This is a genomic window from Bradyrhizobium sp. Kon58 (assembly GCF_055807455.1).
Genome location: NZ_JBVVOT010000095.1, coordinates 1 through 923 on the forward strand (window position 1 = coordinate 1; position 923 = coordinate 923).

Below are 923 nucleotides of genomic sequence, written 5' to 3' on the forward strand. Positions count from 1 at the left end.
GGTCAGCGCCGTGGTGCCGCCGGCGCCGGTCGTTGCCGTGGTGCCGGTGAAGGAGCCGATGGTGGCGCCGAGGGTCGTGGTGCCAGTCGCCGCAGTGGTGCCGCCAGCGGTGCCGTTATACAGCACGTTGCTGCTCGCGGTGGCGCTCGCAAAGGAGGTCGTACCACGCAAATCGGCCGCAGTCGCACCCGCGATCGTGGTGGAGACGTTGGACTTGGTGGAGTAGCCGACGGTGGTCTGCAGCGCCTGGTTGGCGATCGACTTGGCGCTGTCGATCAGCTTCTGCAGCGAGGTCAGACCGGTGTTGGCGGCCTGCAGCACCTGCACGCCGTTGGCGATGCCATCGAGCAGATTGTTGATGTCGCTGGCGCGGTTGTCGAGCGACTGTGCGGTGAAGAAGTTGGTGGGATTGTCCAGGGCTGAATTGACGCTCTTGCCGGTCGACAGACGGTTCTGTGTGGTGGCGAGAAGATCAGCGGTGGACTGGAGAGACAGCAGGTTCTGACGAACCGACGCAGAGAGAACAATACCGGACATGACTCTTACCCTTCTGGTTTACGCGTCTTCGTTCGATCGCTTCGGATCGAGTGACGGGGACAGCGTGCCGCGACATGGCTAACAAAGGGTGAAACGACACGCGCCCGCATTAAGCGCGGGTTCACCATAAGCGCGGGGAAGGCGTGGTCGCGGCCAGCAATCAGGCTGAAATCATTGGCATTTATCCGCGCTTACTCTCCATTAACCATAACCGCTGGTTACTTTTCAGAGCGTCGCGCGGCTGCTCGAATGACAGCTGACGCGCAAAAAAAGCGGCGGGGCCGAAGCCCCGCCGCCGGATTTTGCTTACGATGTCGTCCGCTTGTTAGCGGAGCAGCTGCAGCACGCTCTGCTGCGACTGGTTGGCCAGCGACAGCGCGGAGACC

The 923-nt window shown here is 62.2% G+C and carries 1 protein-coding gene; it reads right to left on the reverse strand.

Annotation, left to right across the window (positions count from 1 at the left end):
- The coding region (locus AC0L20_RS39575; RefSeq protein ID WP_473295600.1) for a flagellin N-terminal helical domain-containing protein at positions 1 to 537 on the reverse strand (537 nt) is incomplete at its 3' end.
- Between the last annotated feature and the right edge of the window lie 386 nt (positions 538 to 923).